The organism is Pseudomonas sp. MOIL14HWK12:I2 (assembly GCF_000510745.1).
GTDB classification, from domain to species: Bacteria; Pseudomonadota; Gammaproteobacteria; order Pseudomonadales; family Pseudomonadaceae; genus Chryseomonas; species Chryseomonas oryzihabitans.
Window position 1 is genome coordinate 1 of sequence record NZ_KI783314.1, and the last position, 16,792, is coordinate 16,792.

A 16,792-nucleotide genomic window follows, 5' to 3' on the forward strand; every position below is an offset into this window, starting at 1 on the left:
GAACCGGACGATTCCAACTGCCTGCAGCAGGCCATGGCCGCCGGTGAGCGGGTGGTGCTGCCGCGGGTGGGGCTGTTCGCCGACGGCGTGGCCGTGGCCCAGATCGGCCACCACACCTTCGAGATCTGCCGCCGTTATGTCGACGAGGTCATCACCGTCAGCTCGGATGAGATCTGCGCGGCGATCAAGGACATCTACGACGATACCCGCTCCATCACCGAGCCCTCGGGCGCCCTGGGCGTGGCGGGGATCAAGAAATACGCCGAGCGGGAAGGTTCGAGCGGCCAGGTGCTGGTGGCCATCGACTCCGGCGCCAACATCAATTTCGATCGGCTGAGACACGTGGCCGAGCGCGCCGAACTGGGCGAGCAGCGCGAAGCCATCATCGCCGTGACCATCCCCGAGCGGCCGGGCAGCTTCCGCGCCTTCTGCGAGGCCCTGGGCCGGCGGCAGATCACCGAATTCAACTATCGCTATCACACCGGCGAAGAGGCGCACATCTTCGTCGGCGTCCAGACCCATCCTCAGCGCGATCCGCGCGACGCCCTCATCCAGGGCCTGCGCGATCAGGGTTTTCCGGTGCTGGACCTGACCGACAACGAGCTGGCCAAGCTGCATATCCGCCACACCGTGGGCGGCCACGCGGCGCGGGTCGGCCAGGAGCAGGTGTTCCGCTTCGAATTCCCCGAGCGCCCCGGGGCACTGTTCGACTTTCTCGAAAAGCTGGGCGGGCGCTGGAACATCAGCATGTTCCATTACCGCAACCACGGCGCGGCGGACGGGCGGGTGTTCGCGGGGCTGGAAGCCAGCCAGACCGAGCGGGAAGAGCTGCTGGCGACCCTGGATGCCATCGGCTATCGCTATTGGGACGAGACGGAGAATCCGGCGTATCGGTTGTTCCTGGGCTAGATCTGGCGGCGTTGGGCTTCGCTGCAGGTAGGGTGGACAACGGCGCAGCCTTATCCACGCTACGGCGATGATCGCGGCCATGGGCCGCTCCTACAGGGAATGATGTTCTTGTAGGCGCGACCGCAGCGGCGGACCGCCATGGCCGCGATGCGCCCACAAGCCCACGCTGGACCAGACCGCCCCCTCTCCCTCGGGGAGAGGGCTGGGGTGAGGGTAGCCCCATACCGGAAGGTGCCACCTGCTGGACTTTGCGGCGCCCAGCGCCAAGCTACGGGTAGGGTGGATAACGGCGCAGTCTTATCCACCGTTGGCACCGCGGCTCGTCTGCGGAAAAGGCTGCGCCGTTTTCCACGCTACGGGTAAGCGCAATTGATCGCGGCCATGGCGGTCCGCCGATGCGGCCTCTCCTACGGTCAAGCCTGTAGGAGCGGCCCATGGCCGCGATTGGTATTTGGCGCAAAAAGTGGAAAACGCTGCGCGGTTTTCCGCGCTACGCGCTGCGGAGCCCAACCGCCCCTTCTCCCTGCGGGAGAGGGTTGGGTGAGGATGACCACGCGCCAGACGCTCAGCGCCAACCTACGAAGCCAGCGGCTCCACTCGGATATCCGTCAATCCATGCACCTCCGCCTGGCGCAGGATGGCCGCGGCGGGAGCATCGGCGGGCGGCAGCGCCAGGCTGTTCTCGGCGTCGGCGCGCAGCTGTTCCAGCACGGCCAGGGCGGCTTCGTGCGGGGCGAGACTGGCCTGCGGATGCTCGAGGTCGAGCTGGCGGGACTCGCCGTCCTTGCGGTAGTGGACGCGAAACATGGGCATGGCGGCGGCCTCTAGGTAGGCCTCTAGACAGACCCACCCAGGCGCGCCGCCGTTCCGATCTACTTGAGGATGACCAGCTTGCCCTTGAGGGCGACACCGGCCATGAGGGCGCCGGCGTGGCACTCGTAGCGGGTGGGATCGCTCCACTCGTTCTTCTTGTAGTAGCTGGTGATGTCGGTGACCGCATTGGCACCGGCGGCCTTGGCCGCTTCCTGCAGGCGGATCAGCGCCGATTGCAGCACCCAGCGGCAGGCGACCTCATCGGTCTTGTTGAAGGCGTTGGTCTTCTGATTGGTGGTGATGCTGGAGTTGACCACCGTGGCCTTGCCCGGCACCGGATTGCCGGCCAGGTAGAACTTCACGCTGCCATCCAGGCGCTTGGCGGCCAGGGCTTCCTGGACGACTTCGGCGAAGGGCAGTTGCAGGGTGGTGTCGCGGGCCTGGGCGGCGCCGGGCAGCAGCGCGGCCAGGCTCAGGGTGAGGGCGAGGGTGGAGGTGAGGATACGCATGGTGACTTCCTTGTGGTGGTGGGGATGACTGTTTAACCCAGAACGCCCGCTCCGTCAGCCGTGGGACCGGCGTTCTGTGCTATCGCGCAGACCGCGGATGGTCACTCCGCGGCGGCTGCGGGGGCCGGTAACTGCAGTTGCCGGCGGATGTCGGCGTCGAGCAGCTGGACCCATTTGTTGTAGTTGCGATGGATGCGCTCGCCGTCGTAGTCGAGGCCGGCGCTGTCGCGGTAGCGGATCTGGTAGCCCTTGGTGCTGTAGGGGATGTCGACCCAGGCCTGGTGGCGATCGCGCACCACGATGCTGGCGACCACCAGGCCGGGGCTCTCCTGGCCGACGCTCCAGCCACGGCGTTCGAGGGTGTTGACGATGGCGCGGCGGACATCGGCGGCGTTCTCCACCCGATCGGCGGGAAAGACCTCCTGGGGCGTCACCAGGGGCGCGCGGGTGCAGGCCGCCAGAAACAGCAGAGCGGAGACAAGCAACAGGCGACGCAACATGGGCATACCTCGTGATAGGGTCATCAGGACCAGCGGCGGAAGATCAGCGAGGTGTTCACCCCGCCAAAGGCGAAATTGTTGTTCATCACATTGTCGGTGCGCAGCGCGCGCGGCCCGCCGCGCAGATAGTCCAGTTCGCCGCACTGGGGATCCAGCTCGTCGAGGTTGAGGGTGGGCACGAACAGCTCCTCGTTCATCATGGCGATGCTGAACCAGGATTCCAGGGCGCCGCAGGCACCCAGGGTATGGCCCAGGTAGCTCTTCTGCGAGCTGATGGGCATGCGGGCGCCGAACAGCGCCTGGGTGGCGCGGGTCTCGGCGATGTCGCCCTGTTCGGTGGCGGTGCCGTGGCCGTTGACGTAGCCGATGGCGTCCGGGGTCAGCCCGGCGTCTTCCAGGGCCAGCTCCATGGCGCGTTGCATGGTGGCCTGCTCGGGGCGGGTGGAGTGCTGGCCATCGGCGTTGCTGCCGAAGCCGACGATCTCGGCATGGATGTGCGCACCCCGCGCCCGGGCGTGTTCCAGTTCTTCCAGTACCAGGATGCCGGCGCCTTCGCCGATCACCAGGCCGTCGCGACTGCGGTCGTAGGGACGCGGCGAGGTCTGGGGGGCGTCGTTGCGCAGGCTGGTGGCATAGAGGGTGTCGAAGACCATGGCCTCGCTGGGACAGAGTTCTTCGGCGCCGCCGGCCAGCATCAGCGGCAGGCGCCCGAACTTGATGGCCTCGTAGGCGTAGCCGATGCCCTGGCTGCCGCTGGTGCAGGCGCTGGAGGTGGGGATCAAGCGGCCCTTGAGACCAAAGAACAGACTCAGGTTGGCGGCCGCCGTGTGCGGCATCATGCGCACATAGGTGTTGGCGTTGAGGCCCACCGCGGCGTCGCTGAGCAGCATGTTGGCCAGGGCCTTGATGTCGTCGGTGCTGCCGGTGGAGGAGCCGCAGGCCACGCCCATGCGGCCGTCGGTGATGCGGGCGTCGTCCAGCAGCCCCGCATCGGCCAGGGCGCGCTCGCCGGCGGCCACCGCCAGCTGGGACACCCGCCCCATGCTGCGCAACTGCTTGCGGGTCCAGTGGCCCGGCACCTGGAAGTCGACGATGGGGCCGCCCAGACGGGTATTCATCTCGGTGTAGCGATCCCAGGCGTCCATGCGGCGGATGCCGCTGTGGCCGGCGAGGAAATGGTCGCGGATGGTCGGCCAGTCACTGCCCAGGGCGGTGACGCCGGCCATCCCGGTGATCACGACGCGGCGCGCGCTCATCAGCACAGTCCTCCGTTGACCGCCAGCACCTGGCGGGTGATGTAGCCGGCCTCGGGGGCGAGCAGGAAGGCCACGGCGTGGGCCACCTCCTCGGGGGTGCCCATGCGCCCGGCCGGGATCATCTCGAGGATCTTCTCCACCGGCACGTGCTCGTCGAGGATCTCGGTGTCGATCAGCCCCGGGGCCACGCAATTGACGGTGATCTTGCGCTTGGCCAGCTCCACGGCCAGGGCCTTGGCGGCGCCGATCAGGCCGGCCTTGGAGGCGCTGTAGTTGACCTGGCCGCGATTGCCGATCAGCCCGGAGACCGAGGTGATGCAGACGATGCGCCCCGGCGCGCGGCGGCGGATCATCGGCATGACCACCGGGTGCAGCACGTTGTAGAAGCCGTCGAGGTTGGTGCGCAGGACCACATCCCAGTCCTCGCCGGTCAGCGCCGGAAAGGCGCCGTCGCGGGTCAGGCCGGCGTTGCAGACCACCCCGTAGTAGCCGCCGTGGGCCTCGGTGTCGGCCTCCAGGATGGCGGCGCAGGCGGCGCGGTCGCCGACGTCGAATTGCAGCACCCGGGCGTTGCGACCCAGGGCCTCGACCTCGGCGCGCACCGCCTCGGCTTCCTCGCGGCGGCTGCGGCAGTGCAGCACCAGGTCATGGCCGGCGGCGGCCAGGCGCAGGGCGATGGCGCGGCCCAGGCCGCGGCTGGAACCGGTCACCAGGACCGGAGCGGGGGCGACGCTCATGGCGCGGGCTCCTCTAGATACAGATCCACCTGGGGTGGACGGTAGACGTTCAGGCGGGCGCTGGCCTGGCAGCCAGGGCCCTGCAGGTGGCAGTCGAAGATGGCCATGCCGTCGTCGTTTTCCAGCGCCGGCTGGGCGCGGATGCGCAATTCGCCACCGGCGGGAAAGGCCGGCACGTCGCAGGCGAACTGGCGGGTGCCGAGCAGAAAGCCCAGGGCCGGGGCCTCGCCGCGACGGCGCGCCTGGCAGCCGGCGAAGGCGGCCACGCTCTGGGCCATCAGTTCCACGCCGATCCAGGCCGGCAGGGCGCCCGCGGCATCGGTGAAGAGGCCGGGCCTGACCACCAGGCGGGTCTCGATGCCGCTCTCGTCGCAGGCGAGGATCTCGTCGATCAGCAGCATGTCGCCGGCGTGGGGCACCAGCTCGGCGAGGGTCCAGGGGATCATGGCGTGGCTCCGAGGATGAGGCTGACGTTGCTGCCGCCAAAGGCGAAGCTGTTGCTCATGGCGTGGCGGCGACCGTCCAGGCGGCTGTCGGCATCCGTCAGCGCCAGCCGTGGCAGGGCCGGATCGGCCTGGCCGTCCCAGCGCTGCGGCGGCAACTGGCCGGCGGGATTGAGCTGCGGGTCCAGGGTCAGCCAGGCGAAGGCGGCTTCCAGGGCGCCGGCGGCGCCGAGGGTATGGCCGGTCAGCGGCTTGGTGGAGGAGCAGGGCACCCCGGCCGGAAACACCTGGTGGGTGGCCTGGCTTTCCATGGCGTCGTTGTGCGGCGTGGCGGTGCCGTGCAGGTTGAGATAGCCGATGTCCCCCGGCTGCAGGCCGCTGGCGCGCAGGGCGGCCTGCATGGCCTGGACGGCGCCGCGCCCGCTGGGATCGGGGGCGGAGATATGGTGGGCATCGGAACTGGCGCCGCCGCCGAGCAGGGCGATGGGGCCGGGTTCGCGAGTCAGCAGGAACAGCGCCGCCCCCTCGCCGATGTTGATGCCGCAGCGATTGACCGAGAAGGGATTGCACAGCGATTCGCTGACCGCTTCGAGGGCGGCGAAGCCGTTCAGGGTCAGGCCGCAGAGGCTGTCGACGCCGCCGCAGAGCACGGCGTCGCAATGGCCCTGGACCAGCAGCCGCCGGGCGCTGAGCAGGGCGCGGGCGCTGCTGGTGCAGGCAGTGGAAAGGCCGTAGCAGGGGCCGCTCAGGCCCAGGTAGCGGGCGAGGAAGTCCGCCGGCGCCACCAGTTCCTGCTGGGCGTACTCATAGCCCTCGGGCAACTGGCCGCTGCGCTGGTGCACGGCGATGCCCAGGCTGGCCTCGTGGATGCCCGAGGTGCTGGTGCCCAGCACCACGCCGATACGCGCCGGGCCGTGGCGCTCGATGGCCTGGCGCACCTGGGGTTCGATCTCGGTCAGGGCCGCCAGCAGCAGCTGGTTGTTGCGGCTGAAAAAAGGTGTCCACTCCAGCGGCCAGGCTGGCAGCGGCGCGGTGACGGTACCCACCGGCGGCTGGCGCTCGGGAATCCAGCCCGCCGTAGGCTGCATGCCGGCCGTATCACCGGCGAACAGGCCACGGGCCACCTCGGCCTTGCCCTGGCCGAGGGCGCAGAGCAGGCCCAGGGCATTCAGGTAGGCGCTCAAGGCGTGGACTCCGGCAAGAGCGCCAGGTGATAGCTGGACCCATCCGGCGCCTGCAGCTCCAGGCGGTCGGCGGCGGGATAGCGCACCTGCCAGTCCTTGAGGCTGCGGCTGCCGTCGGCGGCCCCCTGCCAGTCGCCCGCGGCATAGGCCCGTGGCAACTGGTCGGTCGGGGTCAGGGCGAACAGCAGCACGCTGAAGAAGGTGCGCGCCCGGGGATTGGGCGGCAGGAGGCCGTCGGCGTGCCAGGCGCCATCGATCAGTTGCTGGCGCGCCTGGGGCACGCCAAGGGGATCGAACAGCGAAAAGCGCAGGGCGGCGCCTTCCGGCTGGATGGCCAGCAGCAGGGCGTCGCTGCCCTCGGCGGTCTGGCGCTCCACCTGGTAGACCAGGGCACGCGCCAGCGGCGGCGGACTGCTGGGCAGCGGCGGCTGGCTGGCGCAGGCGGCGAGCAGCAGCAGGCAGGCCAGCGCGAAGACGAACGGACGGGGCAGGGTCATGCAGGATGGGCCGCATTCAGCTGACAGAGCTCGACGAGCAGGCGCAGGCGCCGCCGGGGCTCCTTGACGAAGGGGTTGCGAACGTCCCAGGCGTAGCCGGCGAGAATGGCGCAGATCATGCGCTTGATCTCGGGATCGGCGTGTTCGAAATAGATGACGTCCTGGAAGCTGCCATCGTACCAGCCCTCCACATAGGCACGGAACGTATCGACGCCCGCCTTGAGCGGCCGGGCGAATTCGGCCTCCCAGTCCACCGACTCGCCGCGCAGCTGGCGATCCACCAGCGGTGCGGCCAGACTGGCCGAACGCAGGGCGATGGTCACGCCCGAGGAAAACACCGGATCGAGAAACTCGGCGGCGTTGCCCAGCAGGGCGAAGCCGGGGCCGTGCAGGCGCTTGACGTTGGCGGCGTAGCCACCCAGCTCGCGCACCGGCGTATCCCAGACCGCATTGTGCAGCACCCGGGCCAGGCTCGGGGTCTCGGCCACCCAGTCGCGCAGACAGGTGGCGAGATCGGCGGCGCGTCCGGCATAGCGCTCGGCGGCGGCGACCACCCCGATCGAGGTGCGGCCGTCGCTGAAGGGAATGGTCCAGAACCAGACGTCCCGCAGGGTCGGATGGGTGGTGATGAGGATGCGCTGGCGGTCGAAGCCGGGATCGTCGATGCGATCCTCCACATGGGTGAAAAGGGCGCGGCGCACGGGGAAGTCCGAAGGCGCCTCCAGATCCAGCAGGCGGGGCAGCACGCGGCCGTAGCCGCTGGCGTCGAGCAGGAAGTCAGTGGTCAGCGCATAGGCCTGGCCGTCGTCGCCCTGCACCTCGAGCCGGGTCCTTTCGCCGTTTTCACCCAGGGTCACGGCGGTGACGCGCTGACCGTAGCGGATCGTAACCCCCTGGCGCGCGGCGTCGTCGGCGAGGATCTTGTCGAAGGGGCCGCGCTGGACCTGGAAGGTGCTGCGGCCACCACTATAGGTGTCGCGAAAGTCGAAGTCGGTGTAGCGCTCGCCCCAGGCGAAGGCCGCGCCAATCTTGGTCTGGAAGCCGGCAGCTTCGACCGCGGGCAGCATCCCGGCTTCCTCGACGAAGTCCAGGCTGTGGGACAGCAGGCTCTCGCCGATGGAAAAGCGCGGAAAGTGCTGGGCTTCCAGCACCAGCACCGGATGGCCGCGGCGCTTGAGCAGGGCGGCGACCACGGCGCCCGCCGGGCCGGCACCGATGACGATCAGGGGATGATGTTCAACCATGACGAAGGTCCTTTTCGTGGGAGACGGGGGGCGAGGCCCAGGGCGCCAGCAGAAAGCTGAACACCAGGCCCAGGCTGATGGCCAGGCCGAAGTTGGCGATGGCCGGGGTGCTGCTGAGCATCAGCAGGCCAAAGGACAGCCAGCTGCCGACGCCGGACAGCAGGCCGCCGAGCAGACTGACCGCGGCGCCGCCGATGGCCTCGTGCATGAGGATGGCGTAGTCCACGCCGATGGCGGTGATGAGCAGCAGGGCGAAGAGGCTGAACAGGGTCAGCGGCTGACCCAGCCAGCCCAGGCAGGCCAGGGCCGCCAGGGCCGCCAGCAGCGGCAGGCAGACGATGCGCAGCGCCGCGCGGCGGCCGAAGGCCCAGAGCAGCAGGAGGAAGATGGCGCCCGAGGCCAGCAGCTTGAGTTCCACCGCCAGGCGCTGGGTGTGGACGAACAGTCCGCGCAATTCGCCCAGGCGATCCACCAATTGCACGCCGGGCAGGCCTGCGGCCACTGTCTGCAGCACCTGGGCATTGCCCAGGCCTTGCAGACTGACCAGGCCGGCCGCGCCGCCCTCGGTCGTGCGGCCCAGCCAGAGCGGTCGCCAGGGTTCGCCCAGGGGGCCGGCCAGGGCCTGGTCCAGGTTCAGGTCGGGCAGCTGCTGCAGTTGCTTGAGCTCGGCCTCCAGCGCCTCCGCCGGGATACCCACGGCCAGCAGCGGTTGCAGGCGTTCGCCCCAACCGGCCAGGGCCTGGCGCAATTCGGCCTGGGCCGCGGCGGGAGCGAGCAGACCGCTGAGGGCGCGATAGCCCTGCAGCTGGCCGGCGCTGACCAGGGCGTCGAGGCGCTGGCCCAGGGCGGTCTGGCGCTCCAGCACCTGGTCGGCATCGGCGCCACGCACCAGGAAGAACTGGCTGGTGGGTTGCAGGCCGGTGAGACGGGCGATGGCCTGGGCTTCGCGGGTCAATGTCGGGTCCTGGCCGAGCCAGAGGCGCAGGTCGTTCTGCAGGTGCAGCTGCCAGACACCGGCGCCGCAAAAGGCCAGCAGAGCTAGCAGCAGCGGCAGGCTGCCGGTGCGCGCCAGCAGGCGCAGGCGCAGGTCGAGCAGCCGTTGCATGACGCGCAGGGGCGCGGCAGGCGGTGCCAGGTCCAGGCGCTGCCACCAGGCCGGCAAGAGGCAGACGGTGGTGAGGTAGGCGCCGATCAGGCCGGCGGCGGAAAACACCGCCACCTGGGTCAGCGCCGGAAAGGGCGTGCAGGCCAGCGCCAGATAACCGAGCAGGTTGGTGGCCAGGCTGAGGGACAGTCCGGGTAGGGTCTCGCGCAGGATGGCCGTGGCGTCCCAGGGACCGCCCTTCCAGCTCTTGCTGAGATAGTGCAGCGGATAATCGGCGGCCACCCCGGTCAGGCTGGCGCCAAGGATCAGGGTGAGGGCGTTGATCTGGCCGAACAGCAGCACGCAGGCGGCGCTGCCGGCCAAGAGGGCCACGCCCACCGCCAGCAGGCTGAGCAGCACCCGCCAGCGCCGGAACAGCCCCAGCAGCAGGGCCAGGGTACCGAAGGTGGCGAGGCCGCCGATCAGCGACATCTCGCGACTGGCGGTGGCCTGGCCGCCAGCGGCATATCTCAGGCCGCTGGCGGCCAGCAATTGACCGCCGTCGGCCACTACCTCGCGGCGGGCGGCCTCGATCAGGGCTTCCACCTGCGGCGGGGCATCGAAGTCGAAGGCATCGGCGCGGGTGCGGGCGCGGATCAGCGCCCAGCTCAGGCCGTCGCCCTGGGTCAGCAAGAGGCCGCTGCCGGCGTCGAATTGCACCTTGCTGGCCGGGGTGAGCTGGCGCTGCACCAGCAGGCCGAGGCCGAACCAGTCCTGCTCCAGTGGCAGGGCGCCGGCGCCGGCGAAGGGATCGAAGAGGGCCGCGGCGCGGGCTTGCAGATAGGCGTCGGGCGTCTTGATCAGCTCGTCGCGCGCTGGCCCCGGTGCCAGCGCCAGGCGACTGGCCAGGAGTTGCTGGCGCAGGCCGGGCAGGTCAGGGGTGAGTTGCCACTGCACCCTTTCGAACAGCGGCTCCCGCGACCAGGCCTGGCCCAGGCGCTCGGCCAGGGCCGGCAGTCGCTCGCGCTGGGGATGGCCCACCAGCAGCAGCACCTCGCGATTGAGCGGCTCGGCCATGCGCGCCTCGGCCTGCAGGGTCAGGGCATCACCGGCGCCCTGGGGCAGCAGCGCCAGCAGATCGGCGGCCACCGGCGGACCGTGCCGCCACTGCCAGGCGCTGAGCGCCAGCAGGGCGAAGAGGAATAGCAGGAAGGGGCGCTGCAGGCGGATCACTGGAAGGCCGCGCGCTGGTCGGCGGAGAGGGCGTCGCGGGCCTGGCCGTCGAGCCTGAGCAGGCTGCGATCGCCCTGGGTCTCGCGGATCTCCACCTGCTCCACCAGCTCACCACCCTGGATGAGGATGCCGTCGAACACCTGCTTGAGCAGGGCGCCGCGCGGGGTCAGGCGCAGCTGCCAGTGGCGGGCGTCACCGCTCAGGGCCAATTCGAAGTCGCGTTCCAGACCGCTGCGATCGCCGCCGAGCACGGCGAGGAACAGCGCACTCTGGCGCGCGGCCAGGTCGCTGCCGGGCAGCGGTGTCCAGCCGGCGGGGGTCTCTTTGGCGATGGCGCCGGGGGTGATGCGATAGGTCTGGGTCAGCGGCTTTTCCAGCCGCCAGAGCAGGCCCAGGCCGCGGGCCAGGGTGAAGTGGCCGCTGCTGGTGAGCGGCTGCGGCAGGGCGCGCAGATAGCGTTGCTGGACGAAGCTGCCCGCGACCGCGGCCGGCCGTGCCAGCTGGGTGGCCAGGTCGTCGAGATCGAAGGCCTGGGCCAGGGGGGCGGCGAGGATGAGCAGCAGAGCGATCAGCGTGCGCATGCCAGGGCCCTCTCCACGGCGTCGATGAAGACCCTGGGCGAAGCCAGCTGCATCTCGCGGCTGGCCATGTCCACGGCCACCTGCACGGTGCTGGCGCGGGTCAGGCGCTCGCCGGTGGCGGCATCGCTGATCAGGTAGTTGAGCTTGAGGCGGTTCTCCCACTCCACCAGATCGGCCTTTACCCGCACGCGCTGCTGGAACAGCAGGGGACGGATGTAGCGGATCTGCAGGTCGATCACCGGCCAGCCATAGCCGGATTCGCGCATCTGCAGGTAGTTGTGGCCCAGGCGGTCGAGCAGGGCGCAGCGCGCCACTTCCAGGTATTTGACGTAATGGCCGTGCCAGGCGATTTCCATCATGTCGACGTCGAAGAAGGGGATCTGCATCTCCACCTCGACCTGCAGGGCACCGGTCTTACGCATAGAGCCTCCAGTGGCGGGCGCGGATCAGGGTCAGGGTCTGGCGCAATTCGGCCTCCAGGGCGCGGTCTTCGATCAGCGGCGCAAAGGTCTCGCCCAGGTCGCGGTGCATGGCGGCCAGCGGTGCGGGCGGCTCCGTGCCCTGCTGGCGCCTGAGCCAGACGCCCTGCTGGGCAGCCAGCAGGGTGGCGGCGGCCACCTGCTCGGTGAGCTCCAGCACGCGCAGGGCGTCGCGGGCGGCGATGGTGCCCATGCTGACCTTGTCCTGGTTGTGGCATTCGGTGGAGCGGGAAAAGACGCTGGCCGGCAGGGTGCCCTTGAGCGCCTCGGCGGTCCAGGCGCTGGCGCCGATCTGCACCGCCTTGAAGCCGTGGTTGAGCATGGCGCGTTCGGCCGGTGCGCCGGAGAGATTGCCCGGCAGGCCGTGGTTGTAGCGCGCGTCCACCAGCAGGGCGAGCTGGCGGTCGAGCAGGTCGGCGACGTTGGCCACCAGGGTCTTGAGGCTGTCCATGGCGCAGGCGATGTGGCCGCCATAGAAGTGGCCGCCGTGCAGCACCCGCTCGTCCTCGGCGTCGATCAGCGGATTGTCGTTGGCGCTGTTGAGTTCGGTCTCGATGAACTGGCGCAGCCAGGGCAGGCTGTCGGCCAGCACCCCCAGCACATGGGGCGCGCAGCGCAGCGAATACCTGTCCTGCAGGCGGTGCAGCGGCGCGGCCGGGCCTTCGGCGGCCAGGTCCGCGCGCAGCCAGGCGGCGACCTGGCCCTGGCCCGGATGGGGCTTGGCGGCGAACAGGCGCTGGTCGAAGTGCTCGGGATTGCCGGCCAGGGCCACCACGTTGAGGGCAGTGATGCGGGTCGCCAGGCGCAGCAGGTACTCGGCGCGGGCGAAGGCCAGGCAGGCCAGGCCGGTCATCACCGCGGTGCCGTTCATCAAGGCCAGGGCTTCCTTGGGCCTGAGCACCAGGGGTGTCCAGCCCAATTCGGCGTGGACGTCGGCGGCGTCCCGCACCTCGTTGCGCCAGAGCACCTGGCGCTCGCCGCAGAGGGCGGCGGCGACGTAGGACAGCGGGGTGAGATCGCCACTGGCGCCCACCGAACCCTCTTCGGGGATCAGCGGCAGGATGTCTTCGCGCAAGAAGGCGGTGAGGCGTTCGAGCAACTCGACGCGCACCCCGGAAACCCCCTGGCACAGCGACTGCAGCCGCGCCGCCAGCACCGCGCGGGTCGCCGTCGGGTCCAGGTGACGACCCAGGCCGCAGCCGTGGAAGGTATAGAGCTGGCGTGGCAGGGCCTCGACCTGTGCGAGGGGCACGGCGACCACGCAGGAGTCGCCATAGCCGGTGGTGATGCCGTAGACCGAGCCCTCGCGGGCCAGCAGCGACTCGACGAAGCGCGCGCCGCGGGCGATGCCGTCGCGAAAGGCCGCGTCGTCCTGCAGGTCGGCCCGGGCCCGGCCCTCGGCCAGGGCGACCAGCTCTTCGAGGGCGAGGGCCTGGCTACCAAAGCGAACACTAGCGTTCATCGCGACTCCAGAAGGGATAGAAGTTGAACCACTGCCGCGGCGCCTTGAGGCAATGGGCGGCGAGGCGCTCGGCATAGGCCTGGGCCAGGCCCTGGATGCCGGCGGCGCGCTCCTGGCGGCGCCAGCTTGGCGCCGGGGCGAAGTCTTCCAGGTAGAGGTGGTAGCCGTCGGCTTCGCGCAGGCAGAACAGCAGGTTGGTCGGGCAGCGCAGTAGGTGGGCCAGCAGCCAAGGCCCCTGGGGGAAGGGTGCCGGGGCGCCGAGAAAATCCACCGCCACGGTGCGCCCGCCATGCAGCGGCACCCGGTCGCCGGCGATGGCCAGCCACTCGCCGCGCTCCAGGCGCTCGCTCAGCTGCAGCATCACCGCCGGGTCCAGCTCGCTGACCTGGATCAGCCGCAGGTCGCTGGCGCCGGCTTCTTCCAGCAGGCGATTGAAGGCCTCGGCGTGGCGGGTGTGCACCAGCACGTTGAGGCGTACCCGCCGCCCCAGCTGGGCCAGGGCGCGACAGACTTCGAGGTTGCCCAGGTGGGCGGTGACCAGGATCTCGCCGCGCGGCCCGTGCATGCGGCCGTGCACCTGGTCCGGGTCGTGCAACTGCACCTGATCCAGGCCGAGACGGCCGTTCCAGGCATCGAGCTTGTCCAGCAGGGCTTCGGCGAAGGCCATGAACTGGGCATAGCCGCTGCGCCAGCTGGGCTGCAGCTCGGGACGACCGCTCCAGTCGGCCAGGCGCTGCTGGTACTCGCGGATGCCACGGCGGGCGCGGGCGCCGAACAGAAAGAAGTACAGCACGATCAGCCGCAGCAGCGGGGCGATGGCGCGGCGGCCCAGGTGCCGCGCCAGCCAGGCGGTGAGGCGCATCAGCACGGGGCTGCCGCGCTCGCGCTGCTGCGCCCAGTGGCCGCTCATCCGCGCACCCGGCGCCAGAGCAGGCGCGGCGCGCGCAGCAGCATGCCGAAGAACAGCCGGGTGTGCATGCGCGAGATCAGCACGTTGTCCTGCCAGAGGCGAAAGTGCGAGCGGCCATCCAGCGGATAGTGCACCCGGGTCGGACGCCAGCGCATGGGCTGGTCGCGCCAGGCCAGGCGCACCAGGATCTCCGGGTCGAAATCCATGCGCTTGCCCAGGCCGCCGGCGCGGATCACCGCCAGGGTCGGTGCCAGCGGATAGACGCGAAAGCCGCACATGCTGTCGCGGATCTCCAGCGACAGGCTGTTGATCCAGACCCAGACATGGGTGAGGTAGCGGGCATAGAGCCGGCCCTTGGGCACCGAGTCGTCGAATTGCGGATAGCCGCAGATCAGCGCGTCTGGATAAGCCTGGGCCTCGGCGAGAAAGGCGGCCACGTCGGCCAGGTCGTGCTGGCCGTCGGCGTCCACCTGCAGGGCATGGCTGAAGCCCAGGCGCTGCGCCTCGGCGAGGCCGGCCATCACCGCGCCGCCCTTGCCCTGGTTGACCGGCAGGCGCAGCAGGTGGATGTCGGGTTGCGTGGCCAGCTCGTCCATCACCTGGGCGCAGGCGGGACTGGAGGCGTCGTCCACCAGCACGCAGGGCAGGGCGCGCTGGCGCAGCGCCTGGACTACCAGCGGCAGAGCGTGCTCGTGGTCGAACACTGGGATCACCGCGCAGGCACGAAAGCTCAAGACCGCGCCTCCTTGAGCAGGATGCGCCCGGACGAGCAAGCCGCCGTACCCTGGCGAAAGGCGAAGTGCAACTTGCTGCGGCTGGCGTCGAAATGGAAGGTCAGGGTCACCCGATCGCCGGGGCGCAGCAGCTGCTGGAATTTCAGCACCTCCATCCCGGCGAAGTCCGCCGGCAGGGCCAGGTGCTGGCGCGCCAGGCGCTGGGCCCAGCCCACCTGGACCACTCCGGGCACCACCGGCGCCGTGGGGAAGTGGCCGGAAAAGAACGCCAGGTCCGGCGCGACTTCCAGCTCCAGCCGCCAGCCATCTGCGGTCTGCTCGACACTGAGGGGCTCGATCTCCACCGGCCGGGGCTGGGCCAGCAGGCGCTCCACCTCGGCCTGGGCCAGTTTGCCCTGGGCGCTATAGGGCAGCGCCAGCAGCAGGCGCCAGCGGCGCGGCAGGGCGATGGCCTCGCAATGGCCGACCAGGTGTTCGCGCAGCTCGGCCACCAGGGCGCGGCGACCGCCGTTGCGCAGCTGGTGCAGACCGCGCTCGCTCAGGGCGACCAGGGCGCCGAGCAGGGCGCGGCCCTGCTGCACCACGCCCAGGCGGACATCGGCGATGGCGGGATGGCCGAGCAGCCGCGCTTCGAGGGCTGGCAGGGCGATGCGTTTTTCTTCCAGCTTGACGATGCGATCCAGGCGGCCGAGCAACTCGAAGCGGCCGTCGCCCAGCAGGCGCACGTCGTCCATGGTCTGCTCGCGCACGCCCTGGGGCAGGTAGGGCGAGGTCAGCCAGAGGGCGCCCTCGGCATCCTGGCCCAGCTCGATGTCGGCAAAGGCCTGCCAGGGTTGCGGGCCTCTCCGCCAGGCGATGCCGCCGGTCTCGGAGCTGCCATAGACCTCGGTGGGATAACGACCGAAGCGTTGCTGACAGGCCTTGGCGGCCGCGCCTGGCAGCACGCCGCCAGAAGAGAATACCTGCACCACCTGGCCGAGGACGGCATCGTCGAGATTCTCGCCCAGGCGCTTGAGCAATGCCGGACTGCTGATCCACACCGCGCGCCGGCCCTGGCGCGACAGGGCGGCGGTCTCGCGCTGCAATTCCTCGGTGAAGGGCAGCGCCTGGCGGGCGAAGGGCCGCCCGGCGCAGAGCGGCCAGAGCACGCGAAACAGCAGGCCATAGATGTGCTGGGTGGAGACGCTGCCAAGGACGGTCGCCGCGCCAAGGGACGCGCCCCAGAGGCGCTCCAGGGCGGCGACCTCGTTGGCCAGCTGGAACAACTGCTTGGCGATGAGTTTGGGTTCACCGCTGGAGCCCGAGGTGCTCAGGGTCAGCAGCGGCGCCTGCAGATCGAGCCGGGCGGGCGTCAGGGGTTCGGCCGCGGTCCAGCCGTCGAGGTCGTCGAGCCAGGCATCGAGCGTCGGCGCCAGGCGCGCGCGGGTGGCGGGCTGGGCATCCGCCGGCAGGATCACCTCGATCCCGGCGCGCCAGGCGCCGAGCAGGGCGCAGGCCAGGTCTTCGGCATCGTCCAGGTGCAAGGCCAGGCGCCTGAGACCGGCGTTCTGGAAGGCGGCCGCCAGCTGCAGGGCGCGCTGCCTGAGCACCAGGTCCAGCGGGCTCGCGGGCGCGAGCAATTCGGCCAGGGGGGTAAAGGTCATGGCAGCCTCCGCACGCGCTGGCGGACCAGCCATTCGCCGGCGAACAGCAGGCCCATCAGGCCATAGGCGATGACGCCGGTATAGAGCGTCCACCAGGCCAGCGGCGCCCACAGCGCCAGGCCGGCGGCGGTCAGCGCATTGCCCAGAAAGAACAGGCACCAGACCTGGGTCACCCGGCGGGTATAGCGCACCGCGCGCGGCGGCAACTCGGGTTCGCGCAGCCGTGCCAGGCGCTCGATCAGCGGCTGGCCGCGCAGCAGGCTCAGGCCGAACACCGCCAGCAGGAAGAGGCTGAGCAGCACCGGATACCAGCGCAGCAGGACGGCGGCGTCGCTCAGGGCCAGCAGCAGGCAGAAGCCCAGGGCGACCAGGGCGGTGCCGCGCTGCAGGCCGTTGAGACCGGGTTGCAGCAGGCGCAGGCCCCAGAGGACGCCGAGGCCGGCGGCGAACAGCCGTGGCGACAGGTGCTGCAGGCCGAAGTAGACGGCGAAGGGATAGGCCAGGCCGAGCAGGAGCAGCAGGGCACTGGCGACCAGGCCCAGGGGAGAGCGGGAAGGCAGGGCACTCATAAGCG

General features: G+C 70.3%; 18 protein-coding genes. 1 reads left to right on the forward strand and 17 read right to left on the reverse strand.

Going from position 1 to position 16,792, the window contains the following annotated elements; all coding sequences use genetic code 11:
- On the forward strand, positions 1–909 hold a 909-nt coding region (ilvA, locus tag PSK12I2_RS0121115; protein WP_027599953.1), incomplete at its 5' end, for a threonine ammonia-lyase, biosynthetic.
- Positions 910–1,485: 576 nt separating this feature from the next.
- Here ilvA and PSK12I2_RS0121120 read toward each other — a convergent pair.
- The 17 genes from PSK12I2_RS0121120 to PSK12I2_RS0121205 form a co-directional block, all read right to left on the reverse strand.
- On the reverse strand, positions 1,486–1,722 hold the full coding sequence (locus tag PSK12I2_RS0121120) for a hypothetical protein (protein ID WP_027599954.1): 237 nt from the start codon (positions 1,720–1,722) through the stop codon (positions 1,486–1,488).
- A 59-nt stretch (positions 1,723–1,781) separates the two neighbouring features.
- Entirely contained in the window at positions 1,782–2,231 is a 450-nt protein-coding gene (locus PSK12I2_RS0121125) for a hypothetical protein (protein ID WP_007161066.1), read from the reverse strand.
- A gap of 101 nt (positions 2,232–2,332) precedes the next feature.
- Positions 2,333–2,731 (reverse strand): hypothetical protein, encoded by a 399-nt coding sequence (locus PSK12I2_RS0121130; RefSeq protein ID WP_027599955.1) that lies wholly within the window; start codon positions 2,729–2,731, stop codon positions 2,333–2,335.
- 23 nt (positions 2,732–2,754) lie between these two features.
- A complete protein-coding gene (locus tag PSK12I2_RS0121135) occupies positions 2,755–3,987 on the reverse strand; it encodes a beta-ketoacyl-ACP synthase (protein WP_027599956.1) in 1,233 nt (410 codons plus the stop codon).
- Entirely contained in the window at positions 3,987–4,724 is a 738-nt protein-coding gene (gene fabG / locus PSK12I2_RS0121140; RefSeq protein ID WP_027599957.1) for a 3-oxoacyl-ACP reductase FabG, read from the reverse strand. The genes PSK12I2_RS0121135 and fabG overlap by 1 nt, the downstream gene beginning before the upstream one ends.
- Positions 4,721–5,170 (reverse strand): hotdog family protein, encoded by a 450-nt coding sequence (locus PSK12I2_RS0121145; RefSeq protein WP_007161062.1) that lies wholly within the window; start codon positions 5,168–5,170, stop codon positions 4,721–4,723. Before PSK12I2_RS0121145 ends, fabG begins: the two co-directional genes overlap by 4 nt.
- Complete coding sequence (locus PSK12I2_RS24255; protein WP_037008001.1) at positions 5,167–6,351, reverse strand: beta-ketoacyl-[acyl-carrier-protein] synthase family protein; 1,185 nt, start codon at positions 6,349–6,351, stop codon at positions 5,167–5,169. Before PSK12I2_RS24255 ends, PSK12I2_RS0121145 begins: the two co-directional genes overlap by 4 nt.
- A complete protein-coding gene (locus tag PSK12I2_RS0121160; protein ID WP_027599959.1) occupies positions 6,348–6,848 on the reverse strand; it encodes a hypothetical protein in 501 nt (166 codons plus the stop codon). Before PSK12I2_RS0121160 ends, PSK12I2_RS24255 begins: the two co-directional genes overlap by 4 nt.
- Positions 6,845–8,092, reverse strand: coding sequence for an NAD(P)/FAD-dependent oxidoreductase (locus tag PSK12I2_RS0121165; protein ID WP_027599960.1), 1,248 nt, complete (start codon positions 8,090–8,092; stop codon positions 6,845–6,847). The genes PSK12I2_RS0121160 and PSK12I2_RS0121165 overlap by 4 nt, the downstream gene beginning before the upstream one ends.
- The gene (locus tag PSK12I2_RS0121170; RefSeq protein ID WP_027599961.1) at positions 8,085–10,409 is read right to left on the reverse strand and encodes an MMPL family transporter; all 2,325 of its coding nucleotides are present in this window, start codon (positions 10,407–10,409) and stop codon (positions 8,085–8,087) included. The genes PSK12I2_RS0121165 and PSK12I2_RS0121170 overlap by 8 nt, the downstream gene beginning before the upstream one ends.
- On the reverse strand, positions 10,406–10,990 hold the full coding sequence (locus PSK12I2_RS0121175; RefSeq protein ID WP_027599962.1) for an outer membrane lipoprotein carrier protein LolA: 585 nt from the start codon (positions 10,988–10,990) through the stop codon (positions 10,406–10,408). The genes PSK12I2_RS0121170 and PSK12I2_RS0121175 overlap by 4 nt, the downstream gene beginning before the upstream one ends.
- A complete protein-coding gene (locus PSK12I2_RS0121180) occupies positions 10,978–11,412 on the reverse strand; it encodes a thioesterase family protein (RefSeq protein WP_027599963.1) in 435 nt (144 codons plus the stop codon). The genes PSK12I2_RS0121175 and PSK12I2_RS0121180 overlap by 13 nt, the downstream gene beginning before the upstream one ends.
- Positions 11,405–12,931 (reverse strand): histidine ammonia-lyase, encoded by a 1,527-nt coding sequence (gene hutH / locus PSK12I2_RS0121185; RefSeq protein ID WP_027599964.1) that lies wholly within the window; start codon positions 12,929–12,931, stop codon positions 11,405–11,407. Before hutH ends, PSK12I2_RS0121180 begins: the two co-directional genes overlap by 8 nt.
- Positions 12,921–13,841, reverse strand: a complete 921-nt coding sequence (locus PSK12I2_RS0121190) for a glycosyl transferase (protein ID WP_027599965.1) — start codon at positions 13,839–13,841, stop codon at positions 12,921–12,923. Before PSK12I2_RS0121190 ends, hutH begins: the two co-directional genes overlap by 11 nt.
- On the reverse strand, positions 13,838–14,575 hold the full coding sequence (locus PSK12I2_RS0121195) for a glycosyltransferase family 2 protein (protein WP_027599966.1): 738 nt from the start codon (positions 14,573–14,575) through the stop codon (positions 13,838–13,840). Before PSK12I2_RS0121195 ends, PSK12I2_RS0121190 begins: the two co-directional genes overlap by 4 nt.
- Entirely contained in the window at positions 14,572–16,218 is a 1,647-nt protein-coding gene (locus tag PSK12I2_RS0121200) for an AMP-binding protein (protein ID WP_027599967.1), read from the reverse strand. Before PSK12I2_RS0121200 ends, PSK12I2_RS0121195 begins: the two co-directional genes overlap by 4 nt.
- Positions 16,215–16,787, reverse strand: coding sequence for a membrane protein (locus PSK12I2_RS0121205; protein ID WP_037008004.1), 573 nt, complete (start codon positions 16,785–16,787; stop codon positions 16,215–16,217). Before PSK12I2_RS0121205 ends, PSK12I2_RS0121200 begins: the two co-directional genes overlap by 4 nt.
- Positions 16,788–16,792: the final 5 nt, after the last annotated feature.

What these genes read in the sequence shown, in the direction of transcription:
- PSK12I2_RS0121120 (WP_027599954.1), bottom strand. Translation starts at nt 1,722, where the DNA reads ATGCCCATGTTTCGCGTCCACTACCGCAAGGACGGCGAGTCCCGCCAG.
- PSK12I2_RS0121125 (WP_007161066.1), bottom strand. Translation starts at nt 2,231, where the DNA reads ATGCGTATCCTCACCTCCACCCTCGCCCTCACCCTGAGCCTGGCCGCG.
- PSK12I2_RS0121130 (WP_027599955.1), bottom strand. Translation starts at nt 2,731, where the DNA reads ATGTTGCGTCGCCTGTTGCTTGTCTCCGCTCTGCTGTTTCTGGCGGCC.
- PSK12I2_RS0121135 (WP_027599956.1), bottom strand. Translation starts at nt 3,987, where the DNA reads ATGAGCGCGCGCCGCGTCGTGATCACCGGGATGGCCGGCGTCACCGCC.
- fabG (WP_027599957.1), bottom strand. Translation starts at nt 4,724, where the DNA reads ATGAGCGTCGCCCCCGCTCCGGTCCTGGTGACCGGTTCCAGCCGCGGC.
- PSK12I2_RS0121145 (WP_007161062.1), bottom strand. Translation starts at nt 5,170, where the DNA reads ATGATCCCCTGGACCCTCGCCGAGCTGGTGCCCCACGCCGGCGACATG.
- PSK12I2_RS0121160 (WP_027599959.1), bottom strand. Translation starts at nt 6,848, where the DNA reads ATGACCCTGCCCCGTCCGTTCGTCTTCGCGCTGGCCTGCCTGCTGCTG.
- PSK12I2_RS0121165 (WP_027599960.1), bottom strand. Translation starts at nt 8,092, where the DNA reads ATGGTTGAACATCATCCCCTGATCGTCATCGGTGCCGGCCCGGCGGGC.
- PSK12I2_RS0121175 (WP_027599962.1), bottom strand. Translation starts at nt 10,990, where the DNA reads ATGCGCACGCTGATCGCTCTGCTGCTCATCCTCGCCGCCCCCCTGGCC.
- PSK12I2_RS0121180 (WP_027599963.1), bottom strand. Translation starts at nt 11,412, where the DNA reads ATGCGTAAGACCGGTGCCCTGCAGGTCGAGGTGGAGATGCAGATCCCC.
- hutH (WP_027599964.1), bottom strand. Translation starts at nt 12,931, where the DNA reads ATGAACGCTAGTGTTCGCTTTGGTAGCCAGGCCCTCGCCCTCGAAGAG.
- PSK12I2_RS0121190 (WP_027599965.1), bottom strand. Translation starts at nt 13,841, where the DNA reads ATGAGCGGCCACTGGGCGCAGCAGCGCGAGCGCGGCAGCCCCGTGCTG.
- PSK12I2_RS0121200 (WP_027599967.1), bottom strand. Translation starts at nt 16,218, where the DNA reads ATGACCTTTACCCCCCTGGCCGAATTGCTCGCGCCCGCGAGCCCGCTG.
- PSK12I2_RS0121205 (WP_037008004.1), bottom strand. Translation starts at nt 16,787, where the DNA reads ATGAGTGCCCTGCCTTCCCGCTCTCCCCTGGGCCTGGTCGCCAGTGCC.